Raw genomic sequence first — 23,436 nt, forward strand, 5'->3', positions numbered from 1 at the left:
GGCCTGTCCGGCTAGCGGATCTCGAGGATCTTCTCCCGCATCGCGTAGACCACCGCCTCCATCCTGGAGTGCAGCTGCAGCTTCTCCAGGATGTTGCGGACGTGGTTCTTCACGGTGTTCTCGGAGATGAACAACTCCTTGGCGATGTCCCGGTTGTTCATGCCCGTGGCGACGAGCTTGAGGACCTCCAGCTCGCGGTCGGTCAGCCGCGGCGCGGGCACCAGCCGGCGTTCGTCGGTGCGCTGGATCATCGACTTGAACTCGGTGAGGAGTTTGGACGCCATGGACGGGCTGATCTGCGACTGCCCGTCGGCCACCGCGCGAATGGCGGTGGCCACCTCGTCCGTCGAGATCTCCTTGAGGAGATATCCGGTGGCGCCCGCCTTGATCGCGTCATAGAGGTCGGCCTCTTCGTCGCTGATCGTCAGCATGATGATCTTGGCGCTGGGGGCGACCTCCTTGATGGAGGTGCAGGCCTCGATCCCGCCGCGCTTGGGCATCCGCACGTCCATCAGCACGATGTCGGGCAGCAGGTCCGCAGCCTTGTCGACAGCTTCGGCGCCGTCGCCCGCCTCGCCGACGACCTGGATGTCCTCCTCGGCCGCGAGCACGATCTCCAGACCACGGCGGAAGAGGGCGTGGTCGTCCACCACCAGGACTCTGATCGGCTCCTTGCGTGGAGAGCCCGCGTCCGGGCCCATGCCGATGACACCGTCGTCGGCGTCTGCGTCTCGCATCGGTCCGAAGGTGTCCGCCATCGTTCCTCCCCCTGAAGGCTGTGGCCTGCTGTCCTGTGCCATCGCCAACCCAAGGCAACGACCCACCGGTTGGGCCGGTGCGGCCATGATTTCATGCCCGGACGTCACCGAGGTGTCGTCCGGGGCGCGAAGTGGTCGCACACAGGTGCCCCTGGGGGCGCACACGCGCTTCCAGGGGCACCGGCTCAGCTCCGGCCGGGTGGGTCAGCCACCCAGCGTGCCCCCTGCCGCCGGGGGCTGCGCCTCAGCGACCATCGGGTCCGTGCTGAGGTGGATGACGCCGTAGTCGTAGGCGTGCCGCCGGTAGACGACACTCGGTTCCTTGGTCTCGGAGTCGACGAACAAGTAGAAGTCGTGGCCGACCAGCTCCATCTCGTAGAGCGCCTGGTCGAGGCTCATCGGGGAGGCGACGTGCGTCTTCTCGCGGACGATCAGGGGACCTTCGCCCTTGATCTCCAGCGAGCCGATCTTCTTGGTCGGCACTCCGTCCGTCTCTTCATCGTGGACGGGAAGGCCGTTGCCGTTGAGCGTCGCCGCGCCCGGGACGTGGTCGGGAACCTCGGCGGCCGAAATCCGGCGTGCGCCGCGGCGCGAGAAACGCTTGTCGTGCTGCTTGCGCAGCCGGGCGTCCAGCTTCTCCGCCGCCAGGTCGAGTGCCGCGTACGGATCGCTGGCCGCTGCCTCCGCCCGGATCACCGGACCGCGGGAGCGGAGCGTGATCTCCACTCGGTCACAGCGGTCGGCCTGACGGGGGTTGGGCTCCTTGGACACCTCGACGTCGAGGCTGATCACCTTGCCGTCGAGCTTCTGGATCTTCTCCAGCTTCAGCTTCTCGGCCACGTGCTTGCGGAACCGCTCGGGCACCTCGGTCTTGCGGCCCTTGACGACGATGTCCACGCAGAACTCCGTTCCCGGATCGCTCCACTCCATCGGCGGAGCATCTCCCTTTTGCACCAGGCTCCGGTGAGCGCCGGAACCTCGGACTCGGTGACTTCCACCTCCTCCTCCCCCATGGGCGAGATCTCCACCCCAGTGGTGCGGGTGATTGCGGATAACCCGCGACACGGCATTCGGATATGAGAGGTGTGGCCTGCGCCTTTCCTCACAACCGAACATATCTCGCCCGGACGGATGTCGTCACCCTCTACCGTCGCGTACCTCCGTTCAGGCGAATTGACCCTCTCACTACCTGCAACGATGCAGGTTCGCCCTCAGTTCCTGTTTATTTCGAAAGAATCCCGAGGACCGGCGACCACGGCGGCATGAAGCGCCTCTCCGGCGGCATTCGGTGCCACGTTTTCCGGTGCACCATGCACCCACTTCCCGCTCTCCTCCCGTGGTCCGATCCGTCGTTCCCCCCTTCCTTCCCGAGTTGCGGCGCCGTACACAGCCACTCCCCCATCGGAGTGCGATATGGCCGCTTCCCGCACGGCCCGCGCCGCCTCCGCGAGGCTCGCCCCCGTCGTGATCAGGTCGTCGACGAGGACGACACGGCCCTCGGTGAGCAGCCGCGCCCCGCCCGCCGTCACCTCCAGTGCGCCCGCGAGGTTCTCCAGGCGCCGCCGCGCGTCGAGCCCCGACTGGTCCGCCACGGCCCGCCCCTGGCGCAGCACGGCCACCACCCGGGCCGGTGTCCCGGTGCGCCGCAGCTCCCCGGCCGCCGCGAGCGCCATCCGCCGCACCGGATCATGCCCGCGCGCCCGCACCGCCCACCGGGCCGAGGGCACGGGGACCAGCAGCACGGTCCCGGACGCTCCTGGCCCCGCCTGCCTGCCACCGGGCCCAGCCGGCCTCAGACCCGCGCGGACCGCCCCCGCCAGGGCCGCGCCCAGGGCTCCCGTGAGCGCCAGGGCGCCCCGCTCCTTGTGGGCGAGGAGGAGCTCCCGTACCTGCAGCGCGTAGGCAGCCGCCGCGTGCACCACCGGCAGCCCCGGCGGCTCCGGGACCGGCTGCACCCGGCGCGGCACGGCTCCGCCCAGGGCGCCGCGGCACCGCGGGCAGAGCACCGTACGAGGTGCCCCACAGCCTGCGCACTCGGCCGGAAGCACCAGCTCGGTGAGGTCCTGCCACCACCCCCGCATGCACACCACTGTGCCAAGGCCCGGGACACCCGGCCACCTCTGTGGAAAACGCCCTGTGGACAGCCGGGAGCGACGCTCACCGCTCACCACTCCCAGGAGTGACAGCCGTAGGAAAACCCCACCCGGGACGGGCAGCTCGGGCCCGGGCCGCCGTTCCCGGCTCTTCCTCAGTCCGGACAGGCCGACGCAACCGTGTCCAGTCCGGCCAGGCCGAGGCAGCCGTATCCTCAGCCCGGATAGACCGGCGCCGTCCCGTCCTTGTCCACCTTCTGCCACTGCGCCCCGGACGGCAGCCGTACGATCCCGTCCTCCGAGTAGGCCACGAGCGGCACCCGCTCGTCCTCGGACGCGGCGATCGCCTTCACACCCGAGAGGGCAGCGGGCGCCGGGCCGTCCAGAGTGGAGCCGTCGACCTGGACGTACCGCATCTGATGCACGCCCCCCTGTTCGAGGCCGACCACGACCAGCCGGCTGTCCCCGGCCCAGGACATGGTGGTGACCTGCTCCAGATCGGGGGCGGCCGACCGCAGTTCGACGACGGCGGGGCGCTCCCCCGACCTGCCCTCGCGCTCGATCCGGCCGATCAGCAGGGACTGCTTGCCGTCCTTCTCCACGACCAGCGCGACCCGCACCCCGTCGGCAGCCATCCGCACGTCCCGGATGCGCCCGGGCAGGTCGGGGATGCCGACCTCCACCGGCTTGCCGACACCCTGCTCCAGGACGTACAGCTTCGGATCACGAGGGTCGCTGTCGGCCACCCACAGATCGCCGCGGGCGTCCCAACTCGGCGTGGTCAGCCGGTCGGTCGCGGTCGCCCCCCGGCTGCTGAGCACCGCGTCCCCGAGCGAACCGCCCGACGCCAGCGAGGCCACGTACAGCGACTTGCCGTCGGCACCGACGCCGGCCACGGTGTGCTCGTCCCGCGAGACGGCTACCGACTGCAGCTCCTTGCCGCCCTCCTCACCCAGGGGACCCGGCACCGGAACGGCGCTGGTCCCCGAACTCCCGGTCGGCAACCGCACCAGCCGGTGCTTTCCGTCGAGGAAGTACAGGAACTCGGGGCTCTGGGCCGAGGCGTGCCAGGCGGTGGACTCGGCGCGCTCCGCGGTCAGGTCGCACAGCCGGTGCCCGCCGGGCCCCTGCAGCTCGACCGACTCCAGGGTCGGCGTCAGGTTCCGCAGTGTGAACAGCAACTGGGTCGCCATCTCCGTGCACTTGGCCAAGCCGATCCGGGAGACCTTCCCGCTCAGCGGCACCGCCAGTCCGTTCTGGTCGTCCGGCGCCAGCCCGGACACGCCCTCCTGCAGAGCCGTACCGGTCGGGAAGCTGGACCTGACCACCGGCCCGAGCCAGCTGGTGGGCCCGGCCAGCAGCGACCGCACCACCTGCGTCATCGGGTCCACCTTGCTGCGCACGAACACCGGGTCGGCGACCGCCACCGGCTGCCCGGTCGCGCCGACTTTCGTGCTGGAAGCGAAGTAGTACTTGTTGACGGACGTGTAGTTGCGCTGGAAGTCCGACTTGCCCATGACGACACCCTGGGGCAGCGAGTCGATGCGCCACTGCCCGCTCTTGGCGTCCTTGGTGAGGTGCACCTTCTTGCGGTAGGACCCGTCTTCGGGCGCGTACGCCTGCTGGGTGTCGACGGTGGCGACCCGGCTGCCCGACAGGACGTAGGTGAGGCTGTCGATCGGCTCCCGGCCGCCCGGCTGCGGGCCGGGCACGACGCTCGGCCCGTTCGCGAGGACGGTGGCCGACTCCTCCGGCCGCCAGGTACGGGCCGCGTCGGCGGTCAGGTACTTGCGCGCCGTGTCGTACTGCGGATCGTCGCTGGTCAGTGCCTCCAGGAAGCCCTGCATGATCTCGCTGGGCTGGGCATCATCAGCGGGCGGCATGGCGAACACGCGCACCCCGGTGTCCTGCCGCGGCGTGGACTCGACGTCCCGCAGATCCCCGCTGTCGGGCATCGAGGCGCACCCGGCCAGCACAACGACCCCGCAGACGGCGTAGGCCACCGCGCGCCCGAGCCGGTGCCGGACGCCCCCCTCGCGGTCAGCGCCCACGAAATGCCTCCCCTGGCTCGGTCGAGTCGTCCGGGCCGGCCGGATCAGGGCGGCCCGCGTGTGTGTCTGGTGCCGGACCGGCCGCGGGTCTGTCGTCGGGGCGCCGTGCGCCGCCGGTGGGCCGGGGCACCACGCGCGCGCCGTTGCCATGGCCGGGCAGGGCGGTGGGATCGGCGGCGGGCGTGACGGCGGCCAGACGAGACGCCATCGGGCTGCGCGGCGGCAGCGGCGGCACCTGGCCGCCGGGCTGCACCGGAACGGTCGCCCGCTTCTCCGCCCCGCCGGGCAGGCCCGCCTCGTCGAGTCCGCCGTTGCGCCGCGAGTCCTTGGGCTCCAGCGGTATCGGCGAGCCCCGCAGCGGTTCGTCCGCGGTCCGCGGCAGCGTCAGCCGGAACTGCGAGCCGCCGCCCGGCTCGCCCCAGGCCTGCAGCCAGCCACCGTGCAGTCGGGCGTCCTCCAGGGCGATCGACAGCCCGAGGCCCGTACCTCCGGTGGTACGCGCGCGAGCCGGGTCGGCCCGCCAGAAGCGGCTGAAGACGCGGGTCGCCTCACCGGGCTTGAGCCCGACGCCGTAGTCGCGCACCGCGACGGCGACCGCGCCGCCCGCAGCGGCGAGCTTGACGATGACGTCCCTGCCCTCGCCGTGCTCGACGGCGTTGACGACGAGGTTGCGCAGTACGCGCTCCAGGCGCCGGGCGTCGGCCTCCGCGACGACGGGCTGCTGGTCGCCGAGCACGCGTATGTGCGTGCCCTTGCGCTCGGCGAGCGGCTCGGCCCCGCTGACCACCCGCCGCACGACCTCCCTGAGGTCTATCGGCTCGGCCTCCAGGGCCGCCGCACCCGCGTCGAAGCGGCTGATCTCCAGCAGGTCCGCGAGCAGTGACTCGAAGCGGTCCAGCTGGTCGGCGAGCAGCTCCGCCGACCGGGCGGTGACCGGGTCGAAATCCTCACGGGCCTCGTGGATGACGTCGGCGGCCATCCGTACGGTCGTCAGCGGCGTGCGCAGCTCGTGCGAGACGTCGGAGACGAACCTTCGCTGCATCCGCGACAGGTCCTCAAGCTGCTGGATCTTCAGCTGAAGGTTCTGCGCCATCTTGTTGAAGGCTTCGCCGAGGCGCGCGATGTCGTCCTCGCCGGTGACCTTCATCCGCTCCTGGAGCCGTCCGGCGGACAGCCGCTCGGCGATCCCGGCCGCCATCCGCACCGGCGTGACGACCTGCCGCACCACCAGCCAGGCGATCGCGCCGAGCAGGACGACGACGAAGAGCCCGGCGGTCGCGAGCGTGCCCTTGACCAGGCTCAGGGACTTCTCCTCCTGCGTGAGCGGGAAGAGGTAGTACAGCTCGTAGGGACGGCCGTTGGGGTCGTTGACCTGCTTGCCGATGACCAGCGCCGGCTGGGACTCCTTGCCGTTGGAGTAGACGATCCGGGTGTAGCTCTGGGCGGCCGTCGTACTGCTGTTGATCCGTTCGCGCAGGTCGCCGGGCACGCTGGAGGACGGGTTGACGTACCCGGAGCCGCGCGGGCTGCGCCCGCCGCCGCTGTCGTCGCCCACGGGCAGCGTCACCACGTCGAAGGCGCCCGCGCCACCACTGGAGAGCGACTCCACGAGGTCGCTCATCCACGGGATGACGTTCTGCGACTGCCGTCCGTCGGTGCCGGCGGTGCCGTCACCGGTGCCGGCTGCCGTGCCGCTGGCAGCCTCGTCGGCCTTCTGCTTGGCCACGGCGAACCCACCCGTGGCCTGGCTCTGGGACGCCTTCACCTTCGCGTCCAGCAGGCCGTTGCGCACCTGGCCGATCACGACGAAGCCCAGCAGCACGACGACACCCAGCGACATCAGCAGGGTCGTGGCGACGACCCGGAGCTGGATGTTGCGCCGCCACAGCCGCATGACCGGCAGCAGCGGCCGGCGCACCCAGCGCATGAACAGCCGAAGGACCGGGCTGCCCTGGACTCCGCCCTGCAGCAGCCCGCCCTCGAAGAAGCGTCCCCAGCGCGAACCCGCCGCCGTCCGGCCGACAGGCCGCCCCGGACGGTCCCCGGACCGTCCGGGAGCCGAAGCGGCACTGTCCCCGGACATGTCAGCTCGGTCCTGCCTTGTAACCGACACCACGGACGGTCACCACGATCTCCGGCCGCTCCGGGTCCTTCTCGACCTTGGAGCGCAGCCGCTGGACGTGCACGTTGACGAGCCGCGTGTCCGCAGCGTGGCGATAGCCCCACACCTGCTCGAGCAGCACCTCACGCGTGAACACCTGCCACGGCTTGCGTGCGAGCGCGACCAGCAGGTCGAACTCGAGCGGGGTCAGCGCGATCGACTGCCCGTCGCGCTTCACCGAGTGCCCGGCCACGTCGATCACCAGGTCGCCGATGGTGAGCTGCTCCGGCGCCGGCTCCTCCGACCTCCTGAGCCGCGCCCGGATCCGGGCCACCAGCTCCTTGGGCTTGAACGGCTTCACGATGTAGTCGTCGGCGCCCGACTCCAGGCCCACGACGACATCGACGGTGTCGCTCTTGGCCGTGAGCATCACGATCGGCACCCCGGACTCCGCCCTGATCAGGCGGCACACCTCGATGCCGTCCCGGCCGGGCAGCATCAGATCGAGCAGCACCAGGTCGGGCTTGGTCTCACGGAAAGCGGCCAGCGCCTTGTCGCCGTCGGCTACGAAAGACGGCTCAAAACCTTCACCACGCAGCACAATGCCGAGCATCTCGGCCAGTGCGGTGTCGTCGTCGACGACAAGGACTCGTCCCTTCATAAACGACATCATCCCATTCTCATAACAGCGACAGGTCCCCTGGTGAGGGAGGTCACTGGCCGGTGACCTTAGTCGTACCGGGCCGTCACTGTCTGCCCCTGTCTGCCGACGTTGATGTCAGTGACGGATGTCAGCTCCTCTGCCGACACCAGCCCTCTCACCCCTACCCACCACCCTCCCCAGCTCCCATCCCGTACGCCGTCGACCCACACACCGTGGAGCGGACGTGGTTCATGGCGTCCAGGTGGAGCGCGCCACTGTACGAACGACCTGGACGCCATGGGCCGCGTCTGCTCGGCTCTGCCTGGGTCGACGGTGTACGGGATGGGAGCACCCCACGCACGCCACGACGAACCCGCAGCCGGGAACGGCGCCCCCTCCATCCCGGTGTCGGCCGATCCCCCGCCGGAGGCATTGTTCTGACCGAGGGCTTGCCCTTCCAGGTCTCGACTCAGGGCCGTAGCTCGCTGCGGCCCCAGGGGCACGGCCCTGGCGCCGAAGGCGCAGGGGGCCGGGCCCAAGGGGCCAGCCCGCGCCGTGCGCGGGCCCTTGATGAGGTAGAGGAACTTGTAACAGCTCTGGGCTGTCAGTCGCAGGTCAGTCGCCTTGGAGCGGTGTGAGCTTGCGGCCGTCGTGTGTTCGGATGTGGGGCGCCTCGTCGTCGTGCAAGGCATCCGTGATGCGGACGGCGTAGACCTCACTCATCGCCGCAACCGCCTCGTCCGGCGTAAACCACGCAACTGCGGTCGACTCGTCCGTGAGCTGGGCGTGACCGCCTTCGAGCCGACACCTGAACACCAGGGTAACGACACCCAGGGCGGTGTTCTTGTAGACACCCGTCAGGCGTTCGACGCGGACCTCAATGCCGGTCTCTGCCAAGACCTCCCGGCGAACCCCATCCTCAATGGCCTCCGCCCGCTCCAGCACTCCGCCCGGCGGTTCCCACGTGCCGTTGTCGGCGCGCCGGATCACCAAAACGCGTCCGTCGTCACGCACGACGACTCCCGCCACTGACACCGAGTGGAGCGGCGCTGACGTGCTTTGCGGGCGGTTCAGGGGTTGGACAGCACGCACGAAGACGCCAGCGCCCTTGCGGGACTCGGCGAGCCCCTCGTCCTTAAGCACGCTCAGTGCATGGCGAGCGGTCATGCTAGCTACGCCATACTCGGTCATCAGATCGTTCTCTCCCGGAAGCCGATCACCCGGGCCGTACCTGCCAGCCTGGATCGCTTCCCGTAGTGAGTCCGCGATCCGCTGGTACTTCGGCCGACGGTCCTCGTCGGGGCTGGCCATTCGGGAGCCCTCCCTCTCAGTCAAGTACGTACTCGGCGGAGAGTTCGCGATCAGTCCCCAGGTAGTCGCGTGCGTACTCCGTCGGGTTGCCGTTCTGGTCCCAGTAGTGGTTGGTCATGGTCAGAGCCATCGTTCCGGCTTCGACTCCGAGTACATCGGCAATGTCCTCCGGCACCGGGCGCATCCCCACCACGTCACGCCGCCGAACGGCGCGTCGCCCGGTCCGCTCCTCGATCAGACCGAACGTCATCTTGGGCAGGGGGCCTGCTTCTAGCAGCTCGGGTGCGGCGTCGGCGAGTTGCCCGGCCAGCCACGACGTGGACAGGGCGACCACACCTTGATCGTCAAGGTACACGCGACGACGCTGCACCACTTGGTCGCCTTCGTTGATCTCCAAGGCCTTCGCTACCTCTGTGGAGGCGGAGATCAATCCAGCACTCAGAATGTCCACGCGCTCGCCGGGACGGAACCCGCTTCCCGTCGCCCGGAGCATCTGCAAGCGGTCCGGGCCGCTCGTCAGCTTCTTTCCTAGGTCAACGAAGGTGCCTTGTGACGACGAGCGTACGTACCCCTCGTCCTGGAGTTGCTTGATCGCCTTAGCCGCAGTGGCGGTTGCAACGCCCCAGTCCCGCGCAATGTCGGCGATCGAAGGGAGCTTTGCGTCTTGCGGCAGCGCACCTTCATTGATCTTTGTGCGGAAATGATCCGCGATTTGAATGAACGGCGGCGCACTCCGCTGCACCTTCGGTGTCATCAGTTGTCTCCTCCTCAGCGTGCTAGTTCCCGAATCCATCGCGTTCTAGCTCGCACAGCCCATGGTAAGTCCGGACTCGGCCTGCCGCGCAGGCGCTTGCTGGTCGCTTCACTCAAGGCAAGGGCTTGACAGGCGTGTGCTAGCACGCGCACTATCGACGCAAGCTAGTACGCGTTCATGGCGTGCGATCTAGCACGCCTCGTCTGTATGGGAAGAGGCTGAGATGCCGTCCTTCAAGATCGATCTCTCGACCGCTGTGGTGTTCGTGGCGACCGCGCCGGAACCCAAGCTGGTGAGCAAGAAGACCGGTGAGCGGGCCGTGGACCGGGACACCGGTGCCGACCTGTCGACGGTGGGCCTGCTGATCTCGGACGAGGGGGAGGGCAACCTGTATCAGGTGACCGTCCCGGAGACCGGGATCCCCAAGGGGCTTGTGCCGGGAACGCCGGTGGCCGTGGTCGGGCTGAAGGCCCGTGACTGGGAGAACGAGTTCAACGGCCAGAAGCGGCACGGCATCTCGTTCCGCGCGGTCGCGATCACAGCCGGGGCCTGATCATGACCGACCTGGCCACCTGGTTCGAGCTGGGCGGTGTCGCGGCCGGTGCCGGTGGGCTCGGCTACGCGAAGAACCGTGCCCCGCGCGTGTACTGGTCGCTGGTTGGTCTGCCGATCGCTTGGGGTCGGTTCACCTGGTCCTACGGCTCGACCATGGACGTGTGCGGGCTGACGGTGCAGCCGTCCGGCTTCCGCGCGTTCATGACCCGCAATGTGGCCCGCCGGGAGGTGCGGCCGGTGCCGCCGAAGGTGCGTCGGGTCCGCCCGACCTCGACCGGGCTGCGTGTCTCCCTTCGCCTCCCCGCCGGGCTTGAGCCCGCCGACGTGGCCGCGTCTTCCGAGCGTCTCCGGCACGCCTTCGGGATGCACTCGGTGACCGTGCGGGAGACCAAGCCCGGATACATCGAACTGCGCATGACCGGCTACGACGTGCTCAACCGGGTCCGGATGCCGCGCAAGGCCATACCCCGTGACCTGATCGTCCCCGTGGCCATGCGCGACGACGGCACGGTCTTCGAGCGGGACTACCGCAAGGTGCCGCATGCCCTGACCCTGGGGGCCAACCAGTCCGGCAAGTCCATGTATCAGCGCAACCTGATCAAGGGTCTGGCGCGGTTGCCGGTCGGGCTGGTCGGGATCGACTGCAAGCGTGGGGTCGAGCAGAGCCGGTACGCGCCCCGCCTGTCGGCGCTGGCCACCGACCGGGCGTCCGCCGGAGATCTGATCGATGCGCTGGTCACAGAGATGGAAGACCGCTTCGACCTGCTCGCCCTGCATGGCGTCTCCGACCTGTGGGAGCTGCCAGCCAAGGTACGGCCGGTGCCTCTGGTCGTGCTGATCGATGAGGTGGCCGAGCTGTTCCTGGTGATGTCCAAGAAGGATGAACCGGCCCGTGATCACACGGTCATGGAACTGGTCCGGCTCGGGCAGATGGCCCGCGCGGTCGGCATCTACCTGGAGGCGTGCGGGCAGCGCTTCGGCTCCGACCTGGGCAAGGGGGCAACCGCCCTGCGGGCTCAGCTCACCGGCCGGGTCGTGCACCGCGTCAACGACAAGCAGACGGCCGAGATGGGTCTGGGCGACGTCGCCCCGGACGCGGTGGTCTCCGTGACCGGGATCCGGGCGGACCGCCCCGGGGTGGCGGTGGCCGGTGACGCCTCCGGCTACTGGTCCCGCATCCGTACTCCCGAGACCAGCCCTGCTCAGGCGGCGGCCGTGTGCCGGGAGTTCGCTCATCTCACCCCGGACCTGCCGTTCCTGGCCCCGTTCCGCCCGGTCCTGCGGACCAAGCCGCAGCCCGCCCGGCCACTCACGAACCCACAGCCCGTCAGCCCGTAACCACCCGGCTTTCCCGGTCGGCGCGACAGTCTCGCGCCAGGTCCCTACCCGAGCCATGCCGAAAACCGGAAGGAGAACGCTCATGGCCCCGCGCAAGACCGCCAAGCCCAAGGTCACGAAGTGCCCGGACTGCGATGGCACGGGCGAGACCACCGAATCCGTCCGCGTCGGCGCCCGCAAGGGCCGCCTCACCGACTACCGGCAGAACGCCATGTGCATCACGTGCTGGGGCTCCGGCGAGATCCCCGCCGACGACTGAACCCGCCCGGGGCCGGGCGGCCGGAGCACTGATCCCCGCCCCGCCCCTGGCCTGATCCCCCGCGAAGGGAGGTGAAGACCATGTCCCGCTCGATCCGCTTGGACGCAGTACTCGTCCAGGCCGTGATTGCCGGTGCTCTGTCCTTCGCCCACCTGCATGACCTCGCCGCAGCCGCCGGGCAGACCGGGTGGAAGGCCTGGGCCTACCCGGTCTCGGTCGACCTGCTGCTGGTCGCCGTGTGGCGGCGGCTGCGCACCGAACGGTCCGGGCTGGCCTGGAGCTGGTTCCTGGTCGCCCTCGTGGCCTCGCTCGGCGCCAACATCGCCACCGCCGGGCTCCTCGACCTGGACCACGTTCCGGCCTGGCTGCGCATCCTCGTCGCCGGATGGCCTGCACTGGCCTTCCTCGGCGGCACCCTGCTCGCCCACACCTCGGCTCCGGCCGGCGAGCCAGCGCCCGCCCGGCCGGCGCCCGCAGCCCCGGACCCCACACCCGAGTCAGAACCTGAGCGCGAGCAGATCGCTCCTCCGCAGCCCGCGCCTGCATTGCCTCAGGTGGCGGTTGCGGCGGTGCCTCCGGCGCTGGTCGACCATGCCCGCAAGGTCGCTACCGAGCATCGCGCCCGTACCGGCACCGACATCGACACCGCCACCCTGCGCGCCCGCCTCGGCGTCCCGGAAGACCTGGCCGGAGCGATCGTCGCCCAACTCGCCTGACAGGCAAGGAGGTTCCACCATGCGCCCGAACCGCTTCTTCGACGTGATCCGCATCGGCCCGGTCCAGATCGGCACCTTCAACAACGGCCGTGGTCAGACCAAGCACACCGCCGCCTGCACCGCCCCGAACTGCGACTTCTCGGCCGAGTACGCCAAGCGCTCGGCCGCCGAACTCGCCGCCCGCACCCACCGCTGCCCCGCCTGACCCAGAAGGAGGTCCTCCCATGCTCATCCCGAAGTACCCGCCCCCGGACACCGTCCCGGCATCGGCCACGACAACGCCCGGTGTCACCGCACCGGCCCTGGCCAAGTCCGCCCCGGCTCCGGTTGCCCCGGCCTTGAACCGGCCGACGATCCAGCTCACCCCCGGCAGCGCGCTCGCCCTCGCCGCCGGTGGCGGTGCCGTGGTCTTGGTCGTCGGCGCGGTCCTGGTCTCGCTGCTGCTGGCGGTCGCCATCACCGGCATCTCGGTCGCCGTGGTCGCGGTCGTCCTGCGCCTGCTGATCAAGGACCTGCACAACCACCGCTGAACGGCCCCCGGAGCGGCCTCGGTCGCCAAACTTCCGCCGCTCCGGGCGCCTGCACCCACTTCCAGATCCAACGGACCCGAAAGGGAAGCCCCATCATGCCCCAGCACGCCCAGAACGCGCCCGTCTGCCGTGACTGCGACGGCTTCTCCACCGTCGCCATCACCACCGGCACCCGTCACCGCGACGGCACCCGCGCCACCCTCCGTGTCACCTGCCCGGCCTGCAAGGGCACCGGCACCGCCCGTCATGCCCGCACGCAGGAGGTGCACGCCTGATGCGCCGCAAGATGCCCGCTGATCTCTACCCGACCGAGGACAAGCCGGGCCTGCGCGTCCGTGGCGGCACGAAGTACAGCAGCTCCCAGGGCGACTACGTGTGCGGCGGCTGCGGTGCCGAGGACCACGCCAACGGCGACAACAACGTCAAGGCGCTGGTCCAGGACTACGCCGACAACCACGGCCCCGCTCACCGAGGGGGCCGCCAGTGACCGACACCGCCACCATGGCGGGCCTGGACCCGGCCACCCTCAACGATGTGCTGAGGCTGGCCGGGTCTCCGGGCTTCGACCGCATCCAGGAACAGATCCGCCGTACCGGCGGCTGCTCCGACCCCATCCACCTGCAAGGCTCCACCGTCACCCGCGACGCTGCGACCGGGCAGGTGCTGCACTCGTACTCGACCGGCACCGAACCGGGTGGGCGTCTTCGTGTCGCCTGCGGCAACCGTCGCGCCTCCCGCTGCCCCGCCTGCGCCTGGACCTACGCCGGGGACACCTACCACCTCATCCGCGCCGGGCTGGTCGGCGACCCTGCCAAGGGCACCCCCGAAACGATCCGGGATCACCCCCGCGTCTTCGCCACCCTCACCGCCCCGTCGTTCGGCCCGGTCCACAACCGGCCCGGCAACCGGCCGTGCCGCTGCGGCACCCGCCACCCCGAGGACACCCCGGAACTGGGCACCCCGCTGGACCCGCAGACCTACGACTACGCAGGCGCCGTGCTGTGGAACAACCACGCCTCCGACCTGTGGCGCTACTTCACGATCTACCTGCGCCGCGAGATCGCGAAGCGGGCCGGACTCACCCAGAAAGCTGCCCGGGAACAGTCCCGGCTGTCCTTCGGCAAGGTCGCTGAGTACCAGAAACGCGGTGCCGTCCACTTCCACGCCGTGATCCGCTTCGACGGCCCCGAAGGACCCGACACCGCGCCCCCCGCTTGGGCCAGCCTCGACCTACTCATCGACGCAATTCACGCCGCCGCAGCCCGCGTCCAGGTCGACGTCCCCCCGGCCGGTGACCAGCCCGCCCGCGCCCTGCGCTGGGGCACTCAGCTCGACATACAGCCGATCGGCGCCTTCGGCCACGGCGAAGAGATCACCGAACAAGCCGTCGCATCCTACGTCGCCAAGTACGCCACCAAAGCCGCCGAAACCACCGGCACCGTCGACCGCCGCATCGGCAGCAAAGAAGCCCTCGTGCTGCTTGGCGTGCCCGACCACCCCCGCCGGTTGATCGAAGCGTGCCTCGACCTGCACCCGCTCTACCCCAACCGCAAGCTGCGCGACTGGGCCCACATGCTCGGCTTCCGGGGCCACTTCTCCACCAAGTCCCGCCGCTACTCCACCACCCTCGGCGCCCTGCGCCAGACCCGCGCCGACTACCGCGCCGCCCAACAACGCGCCGCCCTCGGCCTGCCCGACCCCGACGACGAGACGGAGGCAACCACGCTCACCCTCGCCCACTGGGCCTACGCCGGACACGGCCACACCCCCGGCGAATCCTGGCTCGCCGCCAACATCCGCCGCGACATCCAGCACAACCGAGAGATCGCCCGCGAAGAACTACCTGCCCAGCTCGCCCTGGAAGGAGCCACCGGATGACCACCGCTACCCCTGAGCTGCTGAAAGTCCCCGAAGTCATGGCGCGGCTCAAGTACAGCCGCTCCAAGGTCTACGACCTGATCCGGGAAAAGCGCCTTGCTTCGATCACCGAGGGCCGTTGTCGGCGGATCCCTGCGAGCGCGCTTGAGGCTTACATCCGTACGCGGCTTGAGGAGTCGTCCTGATGGCTCGTCAGCGGAAGCGGAACCCGAATGGCTCGGGTACGGTCACGAAGAGGGCTGACGGCCGGTATCAGGCAGCGGTGTACGTCCCGCAGCCGGACGGAACGGTCAAGCGGAAGTACGCCTACGGCAAGACCTACGACGAGTGCGACCAGAAGCGCCGCGATCTACTCAACCGCGCGAACGACGGTATCCCTACGCCGACTCGGGACATGACCTTGGGGCAGTGGTTTCACTACTGGCTTGAGGTGATCGTCAAGCCCAACCTGACGCCCAAGAGTTACGAGACATACGAGCAGGGGGTGCGAAACCACCTCCGGCCTCGTCTGGGCTCCAAGGTCATGGTGAAGCTGGGCGTAACGGAGCTGCGCGGGGTCATGCAGCGGCTTGCAGAGGAGAAGGGGGCTAGTACGGCCAAGCAGGCTCTTCGGGTCCTCTCAGCGGCGCTCACGGCCGCAATGGTCGAAGACATCGGGCTCACCCGGAACGTGGCCAAGCTCGTGCACGTCCGGGCCACCACCAACAGTGGCAAGAGCTGGGACGCGGTAACGGTGCTCCGCTTCCTGGCGGCTGCTCGGCGACTGACCGTGTACTACCCGGCCTTCCTGCTGCTCTGTCTGCTTGGTCTGCGCCGTGCTGAGGTCTGCGGCCTGCGATGGGAGAACATCGACCTGGACAACCGGATCTTGTGGGTTGAGCAGCAGCGGCAGCGCTCCAGTGCTGGCACGATCGACCTGGATCCCAAGACGAAGACCTCGAAGGCGCCTCTGCCGCTGCCAGCGCAGTGCATCGCGCCCTTGCGCTGGACGCGGATGCGCACGGCCATGTTGCGTGAGCGTGCGATCAGCCGGGGCCGCCCTTGGTTCGAAGATCCCGAGGGGCACGTCTTCATCTCGCGGACCGGTCGCCCGCTCTTGGACTCGAACCTGTACCTGACCATGCAGCGAGTCATCACAGCCGAGGGGCTCGGCAAGATGAACCCGAAGGGGCTCCGGAAGTCCTGCGGCACACTGCTGGTTCACCTCAAGGTGCACCCGAGGATCGTGAAGGCCATCCTGCGCCACAGTCGGATCGCCACCACGATGGACATCTACGCTGAAGCCCTCACCCCCGACGTGATCGAGGCGGTGGGACAGCTCGATCGCCTGCTCCGGCAGCCAGCTCGGATCCGGGAGTTGGAGGCGGGTCGATCGGACTCCGGCCCTCGTTGATGTCGCCGTTGGATGTCACGGCCCCTTTGTCTGCGGATCGTCGCAGGTGGAGGGGCCGTTTTCGTCGGTCGAGCCGACATCATCCCATTAGCTAATCGTTACCTGGCGTGACCTGGCACACAGCTCCGCAAGAACCTCGGCCGTCACGGGGGAAACAGCTCCCTCTTCGGTGACGATCGCCGTCACCAGCTCGGGCGGCGTCACATCGAACGCCGGGTTGTACGCCTGGGCCCCGAGGGGTGCCACCGGAATCCCGCCTCCTGCTCCCGCCACCGGCACCTGGGGTGCTGTGACCTCCGTCACTTCAAAGCCGGGGCGCTGCTCGACCTCGATGGACGCCCCGTCCGGCGTCTGAGGATCCACCGTCGTCAGCGGCGCCACCACGATAAACGGCACATGGTGGTACCGCGCGAGCACCGCGAGCGGATAGCTCCCCACCTTGTTCGCCACCGAACCGTCGGCCGCGATCCGGTCCGCACCGATCAGCACCGCGTCCACCTCACCCGCCGCGAACAGCGAACCGGCCGCGTTGTCGGTGAGCAAGGTGTACGCCATACCGTGGCGGGCCGCCTCGTACGCCGTCAGGCGAGCACCTTGCAGCAACGGACGCGTTTCGTCCACCCACAGCCGGCGCAGCTGCCCCGCCCGGTGCGCCGCGAGGGCCACCGCGAGCGCCGTCCCCTCCCCGCCCGACACCAGCGATCCGGTGTTGCAGTGGGTCAGGATCCGGTGCCCGCCGCCCGGCAGCAGCTCGTCCAGCAGCGCCAGGCCGTGGGCGGCCATCCGGGCGCTGGCCTCGGCGTCCTGCTGGTGCAGCGTGCGCGCCGCGGCCAGCGCGGCCGTCGCCGCCGCGGTCGGGTCGCCGGTCCTGGTGAGCTCCGCACGGTGGGCCGACCGGGCCCTGCGCACTCCCACGGAGAGGTTCACCGCGGTAGGCCGGGCACCTTCGAGGGCCTGCGCGGCCTCCTCGACGTCGAAGCCCCGCGCGGCGGCGAGCGCGACGCCGTACGCCCCCGCGATCCCGAGCAGCGGCGCCCCACGCACGGCGAGCGAATGGATCGCCTCCACCAGCGCCGACGCATCCGTACAGACCAGCTCGACCTCTTCGGCCGGGAGCCTCGTCTGATCGAGAAGGACCAGTACGGGACCTTCGGGGGGTTCCTCCCATCGGATCGCAGGTATCTCGGTCGGCCGCTTGTCCTCGCGGGGTTGCGCGTACTGATCAGCCATGCGGTCAGTCTGCCCCGGATCCGGCGAACAATTGAAGGAGTGCAGCCACTACCGCGGCCGGTCACGCCATGACCACCCCATGGCACGATGTCTGCCAACCTGCCGCCGCGACCGCGGACGGGCACCGTGAAGGAGCTTCGATGACAGACACTCCGGGCTGGGCCTCGCCCGGATCCGCCCCGTCGTCCGACGGGCGGGAACCCGGCGCGTCCGGCCCCGCCGAGCCCGCCGACCGTCCTGGCCCCGCCGAGCCCGCTGCGCAGCCTGGCGCGGACCCGCAGGGCCCAGGCGCGAAGTGGTCCAAGGAGCAGCCGCCACCCAGCCAGTGGTCCGCGCCCACGGGCCCCCCGAGCCCGGGCCAGGCCCCGCCGCCCCCACCGCCCGGCCCGGGCTGGGGCGGCCAGAGTCCCGGCGGCCCCGGCGGGTACGGAGGCGGCCCGTACGGCGGCCCTCCCGGCGGCTACGGAGCCTGGGGCGGCGGCTGGGGCGGCCCCCCGCCCGCGGCCAAGCCCGGCGTCATCCCGCTGCGCCCGCTCGGTGTCGGCGAGATCCTCGACGGCGCCGTCTCCACCATGCGCACCTACTGGCGCACGGTCCTCGGCATCTCGCTGACCGTCGCGGTCCTCACCCAGCTCGGCGTGATCCTCCTGCAGGGCTTCGTCCTGAAGGACGCCCTCACCCCCCAGGCCCCGCTCAACGATCCGAGCACCACCCCGGATGACGTGTTCCGCGCCATGGGCGAGGCCCTGATCGGCACCGGCATCGTCGTGCTGATCTCCGCGGTTGGCACCATCATCGCGACCGCCCTGCTGACGACGGTCACCAGCCGCGCGGTCCTCGGCAAGCCGGTCAGCGCCGGCGAAGCCTGGCGGGACGCCCGCCCGCAGGTCCCGAAGCTGTTCGGCCTGCTCTTCCTGCTGGGCCTCATCTCCTTCGGCGTGCTGCTCTGCGGCGCACTGCCCGGGATCCTCGTGGCGGTCGCCGGCGGCAACGGCGCTGCCACCGTTGGGCTGCTCGTCCTCGGCATCAGCGGCGCCAGCGTCGTCATGCTGTGGCTGATGATCCGCTTCTCGCTCGCTTCGCCCGCGCTGATGCTGGAGCGGCAGAGCATCGTGAAGTCGATGAGCCGCTCCGCGAAGCTGGTGCGGGGCTCCTGGTGGCGCGTCCTCGGCATCCAGCTGCTCGCCGGGCTCATCGCCAACATCGTCTCGTCGCTTGTCGTGATCCCCTTCACCCTGATCGCGGCCGCCGTCAGCGGCGACGGCATGGCAGGCCTCTTCGGCACCGAAAGTCGGCACGTCAGCTGGACCTTCCTGATCATCAGCGGAATCGGCGCCGTGATCGGCGCCATGGTCACGCTCCCGATCAACGCGGGCGTCACCGTGCTCCTGTACATCGACCAGCGCATCCGCCGCGAGGCCCTCGACCTCGAACTGGCCCGCGCCGCCGGTGTCCAGAGCCACGGCGCCGGCACCCCCGGCCCCGTCCCGGGAAGCTGATGCGGTGAGCCTGACGGGGGGATTTCTCATGGCGGCACCGGCCCTGCCGGGCGCCGCCGGTTCGGCCGTACGACGCCTGCTGGGCGCGGCCGACACGGCCGTCCTGGCGCTCGGCGGCTCGGGCGACGAGCCGCCCGTGACCACTCCGCGCGATCCCGCACGGGAGGCGGCGCGCCGTGAGCTGTCCAAACGGATGTACCACGAGAACGACCCCAGCCTGCTCCAGCGCGCCCTGAACGCCTTCTGGGACTGGGTCGACAGACTGCTCAGCACAGCCGCCTCCGCGACACCCGGCGGCACGCTCGGCCTGCTCGTCGTGGTCCTCTTCGTCGTCGCCGTCCTGGCCGCCCTGTGGTGGCGCCTGGGCACCCCGCGCCGCCAACCCACCTCCACCCCGGCCCTGTTCGACGACCGTCCCCGCAGCGCCGCCGAACACCGCGCGGCCAGCGAGGCGCACGCCGCCCAGGGCCACTGGAACCAGGCCCTCCAGGAACGCATGCGGGCCATCGTCCGCTCCCTGGAGGAACGGGCCCTCCTCGACGTCCGCCCCGGCCGCACCGCCGACGAAGCAGCCGCCGAAGCCGCCCGCACACTCCCCGCGCACACGGACCGACTGCGCTCCGCCGCCCGGGAGTTCGACGACGTCACATACGGAGGGCGCAGAGCGAGCGAGCGGTCGTACCAAGGCATCGCCGAACTCGACCGCGACCTGGAACGAAGCCGTCCGATCCTCGCGACCAGCACCACCAGCACGGCCCACAACGCCGGCCAGGGAGCCGCCGAATGACCACCGGGGCCACGCTGTCGACCACCTCGACGTCGCCCACCGCCCGCCAGGTGTGGACCCGGGCGCGAGGCATCGCCCTCGCCGTCGTACTGATCCTCGTCGCTGCCGTCGCGATGGCGGCCGTCCGCTCCCAGACCCGGCACGGTGAACTCGACCCGCGCTCCGCCGACCCGTACGGCAGCCGCGCCGTCGCCGAACTCCTCGCCGACCGGGGCGTCTCCACACGCGTGGTGACCTCGCTCGGCGCGGCACGAGCCGCCGCCGGCCCGGACACCACGCTCCTCGTCGCCGTCCCCGACCTGCTGACCCCCCGTCAACAGGGGCGGCTGCACTCCGCGACGGCGACCTCCGGAGGGCGCACCGTCCTCGTCGCCGCCGGCAGCTCGTCTGTAGAGCGGCTCGCCCCCGGGGTCACCGCGGACCCCGCCACCAGCATCGGCTCGACGCTCGCCCCCGACTGCGCCCTGCCCGAAGCCCGGCGCGCGGGCAGCGCCGACACCGGCGGCGTCCGCTACACCACCACCCACCTCGACGCCGACTCCTGCTACCCCAGCGAACGCCTCGCCACCCTGCTCCGCCTCCCTGCAGCCTCCGGGGCCGGCGACACCGTCGTCCTCGGCGCGCCCGACATCCTCTACAACAAGCGCCTCGACAAGCAGGGCAACGCCTCGCTCGCCCTCCAACTCCTCGGCTCCCGCCCCCATCTGGTCTGGTACCTCCCCTCACTGTCCGACACGCTCGCCAACGACGACGGCAAGCGGAAGAGCTTCCTCGACCTGCTCCCGTCGGGCTGGCTCTGGGGCACCCTGCAGCTGTTCATCGCCGCGACCCTCGCCGCCTTCTGGCGGGCACGCCGGTTCGGCCCGCTCGTGCCCGAAAAACTTCCCGTCGCGATCCGCGCCTCCGAAACCGTCGAAGGCCGCGCCCGCCTCTACCGCAAGGCCAACGCCCGCGACCGCGCGGCCGCCGCTCTTCGCTCCACCACCCGCACGCGGCTGGCCCCCCTCGTCGGCGTCCCCGTGGCCCAGGCACACGCACCCGAGGCCCTGCTCCCCGCCCTGTCTGCCCACCTCCACGGAGACGGACAGGCCCTGAACTCCCTTCTGTTCGGCCCGCCGCCCGGCGACGAAGCGGCCCTCATCGCACTCACCGATCAACTCGACGCCCTCGAAAGAGAGGTACGCCGTCCATGATGGACCCGACCACTGACAACGCCGGGAACACCGGGGACTCAGGCACCGCCCGAGCCTCTCTGGAAGCCCTGCGCGCCGAGATCGCCAAAGCCGTGGTCGGCCAGGACCCTGCCGTGACCGGCCTCGTCGTCGCTCTCCTGTGCCGCGGACACGTTCTCCTCGAAGGGGTCCCCGGGGTCGCCAAGACGTTGCTCGTCCGCGCACTCGCATCCACGCTCGAACTCGACACCAAGCGCGTCCAGTTCACCCCCGACCTGATGCCCAGCGACGTCACCGGCTCCCTCGTCTACGACACCCGCACCGCCGAGTTCTCCTTCCAGCCCGGCCCGGTCTTCACCAACCTGCTCCTCGCGGACGAGATCAACCGCACCCCGCCGAAGACGCAGTCCTCCCTCCTCGAAGCCATGGAGGAACGCCAGGTCACGGTCGACGGCACCCCGCGCCCGCTCCCGGAACCGTTCCTGGTCGCCGCCACCCAGAACCCCGTCGAGTACGAGGGCACCTACCCCCTCCCCGAAGCCCAACTCGACCGTTTCCTCCTCAAGCTGACGATCCCTCTGCCCTCGCGCCAGGACGAGATCGACATCCTCACCCGCCACGCCTCGGGCTTCAATCCGCGCGACCTCCATGCCGCCGGCCTACGCCCGGTCGCTGGCCCGGCCGACCTCGAGGCGGCCCGCACCGCGGTCGCCAAAACGACCGTCTCCCCCGAGATCACGGCCTACGTGGTAGATATCTGCCGCGCCACCCGCGAGTCGCCTTCCCTCACCCTCGGCGTCTCTCCGCGCGGCGCCACCGCCCTGCTCGCCACCTCGCGTGCCTGGGCGTGGCTGACAGGCCGCGACTACGTCATCCCCGACGATGTGAAGGCCCTCGCCCAGCCCACGCTGCGCCACCGGGTCCAGTTGCGCCCCGAGGCCGAGATGGAGGGCGTGACTGCCGACTCCGTCATCAACGCGATCCTCGCCCACGTCCCGGTCCCCCGCTGATGGCGCTCACCGGACGCGCCGCCCTTCTCGCGGCTCTCGGCTCGATCCCCGTCGGCATCCTCGAACCCGGCTGGACCGGCATCCTCGCGGTCAACGGCCCGCTGGCCCTGGCCTGTGCCTGCGACTTCGCGCTCGCGGCGCCCGTACGACGCCTCGTCCTTTCCCGCTCCGGCGACACCTCCACACGTCTCGGCGAGACCGCCGACGTCACGCTCACGATCACGAATCCATCCGGCCGCCCGCTGCGGGCACGCCTGCGGGACGGATGGCCCCCCAGCAGCTGGCAGCCCGGCACCGAGGTCGGGGGCTCCCGGCACCACGTCACCGTCCCGGCCGGCGAACGCCGACGCGTGACGACCCGGCTGCGCCCCACTCGCCGCGGCGACCGCCAGGCCGACCGCGTGACGATCCGCTCCTACGGCCCCCTCGGCCTCTTCTCCCGCCAGGGCGCCCACCGGGTGCCCTGGTCAGTACGGGTTCTGCCCCCGTTCACGAGCCGCAAGCACCTGCCGTCGAAACTCGCCCGATTGCGTGAATTGGACGGCCGTACCAGCGTGCTGACCCGCGGCGAAGGCACCGAATTCGACAGCCTGCGCGAGTACGTCCCAGGCGACGACACCCGCTCGATCGACTGGCGCGCCTCCGCCCGCCAGTCCACGGTCGCCGTCCGCACATGGCGCCCCGAGCGCGACCGCCATATCCTCCTCGTCCTCGACACCGGTCGCACGTCGGCCGGCCGCGTCGGCGACGCCCCACGCCTGGACGCCTCGTTGGACGCAGCCCTGCTCCTCGCGGCGCTTGCCTCGCGTGCCGGAGACCGCGTGGACCTGCTGGCCTACGACCGCCGGGTCCGCGCCCGGGTCCAGGGCCGCGCCGCCGGCGATGTCCTGCCGTCCCTGGTCAGCGCGATGGCAACGCTGGAACCGGAACTCGTCGAAACCGACGCACGTGGGCTTACGGCGACAGTTCTCCGTACGGCCCCTCGGCGCTCCCTGATCGTGCTGCTCACGACGCTCGACGCGGCGCCGGTGGAGCAGGGCCTGCTGCCCGTACTCCCGCAGCTCACCCAGCGCCACACGGTTCTCGTCGCCTCGGTGGCAGATCCGCAGATCGCACGCATGGCTCAGGCCCGGGGGAACGCTGAGGCGGTGTACGAGGCCGCTGCGGCGGCGCAGGCACAGAGCGAACGGCAGCGCACCGCGGAGCAGCTCCGTCGTCATGGAGTGACGGTCGTGGACGCGACGCCGGACGATCTGGCCCCAGCACTGGCAGATGCGTACCTGGCTCTGAAGGCAGCCGGCCGGCTCTGATCCACCGCTGCCGACCCATTCGGCCGCCCCCTTCGGGGAAACAACTCC

The 23,436-nt window shown here is 70.5% G+C and carries 25 protein-coding genes; 16 read left to right on the forward strand and 9 right to left on the reverse strand.

Annotated elements, in window-relative coordinates; all coding sequences use genetic code 11:
* Positions 1 to 11: 11 nt before the first annotated feature.
* From AQI88_RS21250 to AQI88_RS21285, 8 genes are all read right to left on the reverse strand, one after another.
* Positions 12 to 758, reverse strand: a complete 747-nt coding sequence (locus AQI88_RS21250; RefSeq protein ID WP_067001652.1) for a response regulator — start codon at positions 756 to 758, stop codon at positions 12 to 14.
* Positions 759 to 962: 204 nt separating this feature from the next.
* Positions 963 to 1,655, reverse strand: coding sequence for a ribosome hibernation-promoting factor, HPF/YfiA family (hpf, locus tag AQI88_RS21255; protein ID WP_398698703.1), 693 nt, complete (start codon positions 1,653 to 1,655; stop codon positions 963 to 965).
* Positions 1,656 to 1,969: 314 nt separating this feature from the next.
* A complete protein-coding gene (locus tag AQI88_RS21260; protein WP_067001659.1) occupies positions 1,970 to 2,839 on the reverse strand; it encodes a ComF family protein in 870 nt (289 codons plus the stop codon).
* A 227-nt stretch (positions 2,840 to 3,066) separates the two neighbouring features.
* A complete protein-coding gene (locus tag AQI88_RS21265) occupies positions 3,067 to 4,902 on the reverse strand; it encodes an LpqB family beta-propeller domain-containing protein (RefSeq protein ID WP_244184243.1) in 1,836 nt (611 codons plus the stop codon).
* The gene (gene mtrB, locus AQI88_RS21270; RefSeq protein WP_167357468.1) at positions 4,892 to 6,985 is read right to left on the reverse strand and encodes an MtrAB system histidine kinase MtrB; all 2,094 of its coding nucleotides are present in this window, start codon (positions 6,983 to 6,985) and stop codon (positions 4,892 to 4,894) included. Before mtrB ends, AQI88_RS21265 begins: the two co-directional genes overlap by 11 nt.
* Before the next feature lies 1 nt (position 6,986).
* Complete coding sequence (mtrA, locus tag AQI88_RS21275) at positions 6,987 to 7,676, reverse strand: two-component system response regulator MtrA (RefSeq protein WP_191870552.1); 690 nt, start codon at positions 7,674 to 7,676, stop codon at positions 6,987 to 6,989.
* A gap of 585 nt (positions 7,677 to 8,261) precedes the next feature.
* On the reverse strand, positions 8,262 to 8,957 hold the full coding sequence (locus tag AQI88_RS43325; protein ID WP_079057703.1) for a GntR family transcriptional regulator: 696 nt from the start codon (positions 8,955 to 8,957) through the stop codon (positions 8,262 to 8,264).
* A 16-nt stretch (positions 8,958 to 8,973) separates the two neighbouring features.
* Complete coding sequence (locus AQI88_RS21285) at positions 8,974 to 9,711, reverse strand: GntR family transcriptional regulator (protein WP_067001662.1); 738 nt, start codon at positions 9,709 to 9,711, stop codon at positions 8,974 to 8,976.
* 223 nt (positions 9,712 to 9,934) lie between these two features.
* Between AQI88_RS21285 and AQI88_RS21290 the strand changes: the two genes are divergently transcribed.
* The 11 genes from AQI88_RS21290 (at position 9,935) to AQI88_RS21335 (ending at position 16,380) form a co-directional block, all read left to right on the forward strand.
* Positions 9,935 to 10,264 (forward strand): SCO3933 family regulatory protein, encoded by a 330-nt coding sequence (locus AQI88_RS21290; protein WP_067001665.1) that lies wholly within the window; start codon positions 9,935 to 9,937, stop codon positions 10,262 to 10,264.
* A gap of 2 nt (positions 10,265 to 10,266) precedes the next feature.
* Positions 10,267 to 11,604 carry an FtsK/SpoIIIE domain-containing protein gene (locus tag AQI88_RS21295; protein WP_067001668.1) on the forward strand — a complete coding sequence of 446 codons (1,338 nt, stop codon included), beginning with the start codon at positions 10,267 to 10,269 and terminating at the stop codon, positions 11,602 to 11,604.
* An 82-nt stretch (positions 11,605 to 11,686) separates the two neighbouring features.
* A complete protein-coding gene (locus AQI88_RS46695) occupies positions 11,687 to 11,863 on the forward strand; it encodes a hypothetical protein (protein ID WP_167357469.1) in 177 nt (58 codons plus the stop codon).
* 80 nt (positions 11,864 to 11,943) lie between these two features.
* Positions 11,944 to 12,579, forward strand: a complete 636-nt coding sequence (locus AQI88_RS21300; RefSeq protein ID WP_067001786.1) for a DUF2637 domain-containing protein — start codon at positions 11,944 to 11,946, stop codon at positions 12,577 to 12,579.
* A 19-nt stretch (positions 12,580 to 12,598) separates the two neighbouring features.
* Positions 12,599 to 12,784 carry a mobile element transfer protein gene (locus AQI88_RS21305; RefSeq protein WP_067001671.1) on the forward strand — a complete coding sequence of 62 codons (186 nt, stop codon included), beginning with the start codon at positions 12,599 to 12,601 and terminating at the stop codon, positions 12,782 to 12,784.
* Between the two features lie 19 nt (positions 12,785 to 12,803).
* Complete coding sequence (locus tag AQI88_RS21310; protein WP_067001674.1) at positions 12,804 to 13,109, forward strand: SpdD protein; 306 nt, start codon at positions 12,804 to 12,806, stop codon at positions 13,107 to 13,109.
* Positions 13,110 to 13,204: 95 nt separating this feature from the next.
* Positions 13,205 to 13,384, forward strand: coding sequence for a hypothetical protein (locus AQI88_RS21315; protein ID WP_067001677.1), 180 nt, complete (start codon positions 13,205 to 13,207; stop codon positions 13,382 to 13,384).
* Complete coding sequence (locus AQI88_RS21320; protein ID WP_067001680.1) at positions 13,384 to 13,596, forward strand: hypothetical protein; 213 nt, start codon at positions 13,384 to 13,386, stop codon at positions 13,594 to 13,596. Before AQI88_RS21315 ends, AQI88_RS21320 begins: the two co-directional genes overlap by 1 nt.
* Complete coding sequence (gene repSA / locus AQI88_RS21325) at positions 13,593 to 14,987, forward strand: replication initiator protein RepSA (protein ID WP_067001683.1); 1,395 nt, start codon at positions 13,593 to 13,595, stop codon at positions 14,985 to 14,987. The genes AQI88_RS21320 and repSA overlap by 4 nt, the downstream gene beginning before the upstream one ends.
* Complete coding sequence (locus AQI88_RS21330; RefSeq protein ID WP_067001685.1) at positions 14,984 to 15,172, forward strand: helix-turn-helix domain-containing protein; 189 nt, start codon at positions 14,984 to 14,986, stop codon at positions 15,170 to 15,172. Before repSA ends, AQI88_RS21330 begins: the two co-directional genes overlap by 4 nt.
* Entirely contained in the window at positions 15,172 to 16,380 is a 1,209-nt protein-coding gene (locus AQI88_RS21335; RefSeq protein WP_067001688.1) for a tyrosine-type recombinase/integrase, read from the forward strand. The genes AQI88_RS21330 and AQI88_RS21335 overlap by 1 nt, the downstream gene beginning before the upstream one ends.
* An 87-nt stretch (positions 16,381 to 16,467) precedes the next feature.
* Here the strand turns inward: AQI88_RS21335 and mtnA are convergent, their stop codons facing one another.
* Positions 16,468 to 17,610 carry an S-methyl-5-thioribose-1-phosphate isomerase gene (mtnA, locus tag AQI88_RS21340; protein ID WP_067001691.1) on the reverse strand — a complete coding sequence of 381 codons (1,143 nt, stop codon included), beginning with the start codon at positions 17,608 to 17,610 and terminating at the stop codon, positions 16,468 to 16,470.
* 140 nt (positions 17,611 to 17,750) lie between these two features.
* Here mtnA and AQI88_RS21345 point away from each other — a divergent pair, with 140 nt between their 5' ends.
* Genes AQI88_RS21345 through AQI88_RS21365 form a run of 5 tightly spaced genes read left to right on the forward strand, consistent with a single transcriptional unit; the run spans position 17,751 to position 23,388 of the window.
* Positions 17,751 to 19,109 carry a DUF7847 domain-containing protein gene (locus tag AQI88_RS21345; protein WP_067001695.1) on the forward strand — a complete coding sequence of 453 codons (1,359 nt, stop codon included), beginning with the start codon at positions 17,751 to 17,753 and terminating at the stop codon, positions 19,107 to 19,109.
* 28 nt (positions 19,110 to 19,137) lie between these two features.
* A complete protein-coding gene (locus AQI88_RS21350) occupies positions 19,138 to 19,896 on the forward strand; it encodes a DUF4129 domain-containing protein (protein WP_067001698.1) in 759 nt (252 codons plus the stop codon).
* Entirely contained in the window at positions 19,893 to 21,089 is a 1,197-nt protein-coding gene (locus AQI88_RS21355; protein ID WP_067001700.1) for a DUF4350 domain-containing protein, read from the forward strand. The genes AQI88_RS21350 and AQI88_RS21355 overlap by 4 nt, the downstream gene beginning before the upstream one ends.
* Positions 21,089 to 22,078: an AAA family ATPase gene (locus AQI88_RS21360; RefSeq protein ID WP_107118613.1), complete on the forward strand. Its 990-nt coding sequence runs from the start codon at positions 21,089 to 21,091 to the stop codon at positions 22,076 to 22,078. Before AQI88_RS21355 ends, AQI88_RS21360 begins: the two co-directional genes overlap by 1 nt.
* Positions 22,078 to 23,388: a DUF58 domain-containing protein gene (locus AQI88_RS21365; RefSeq protein ID WP_067001706.1), complete on the forward strand. Its 1,311-nt coding sequence runs from the start codon at positions 22,078 to 22,080 to the stop codon at positions 23,386 to 23,388. The genes AQI88_RS21360 and AQI88_RS21365 overlap by 1 nt, the downstream gene beginning before the upstream one ends.
* Positions 23,389 to 23,436: the final 48 nt, after the last annotated feature.

This window comes from Streptomyces cellostaticus (assembly GCF_001513965.1).
GTDB classification, from domain to species: Bacteria; Actinomycetota; Actinomycetes; order Streptomycetales; family Streptomycetaceae; genus Streptomyces; species Streptomyces cellostaticus.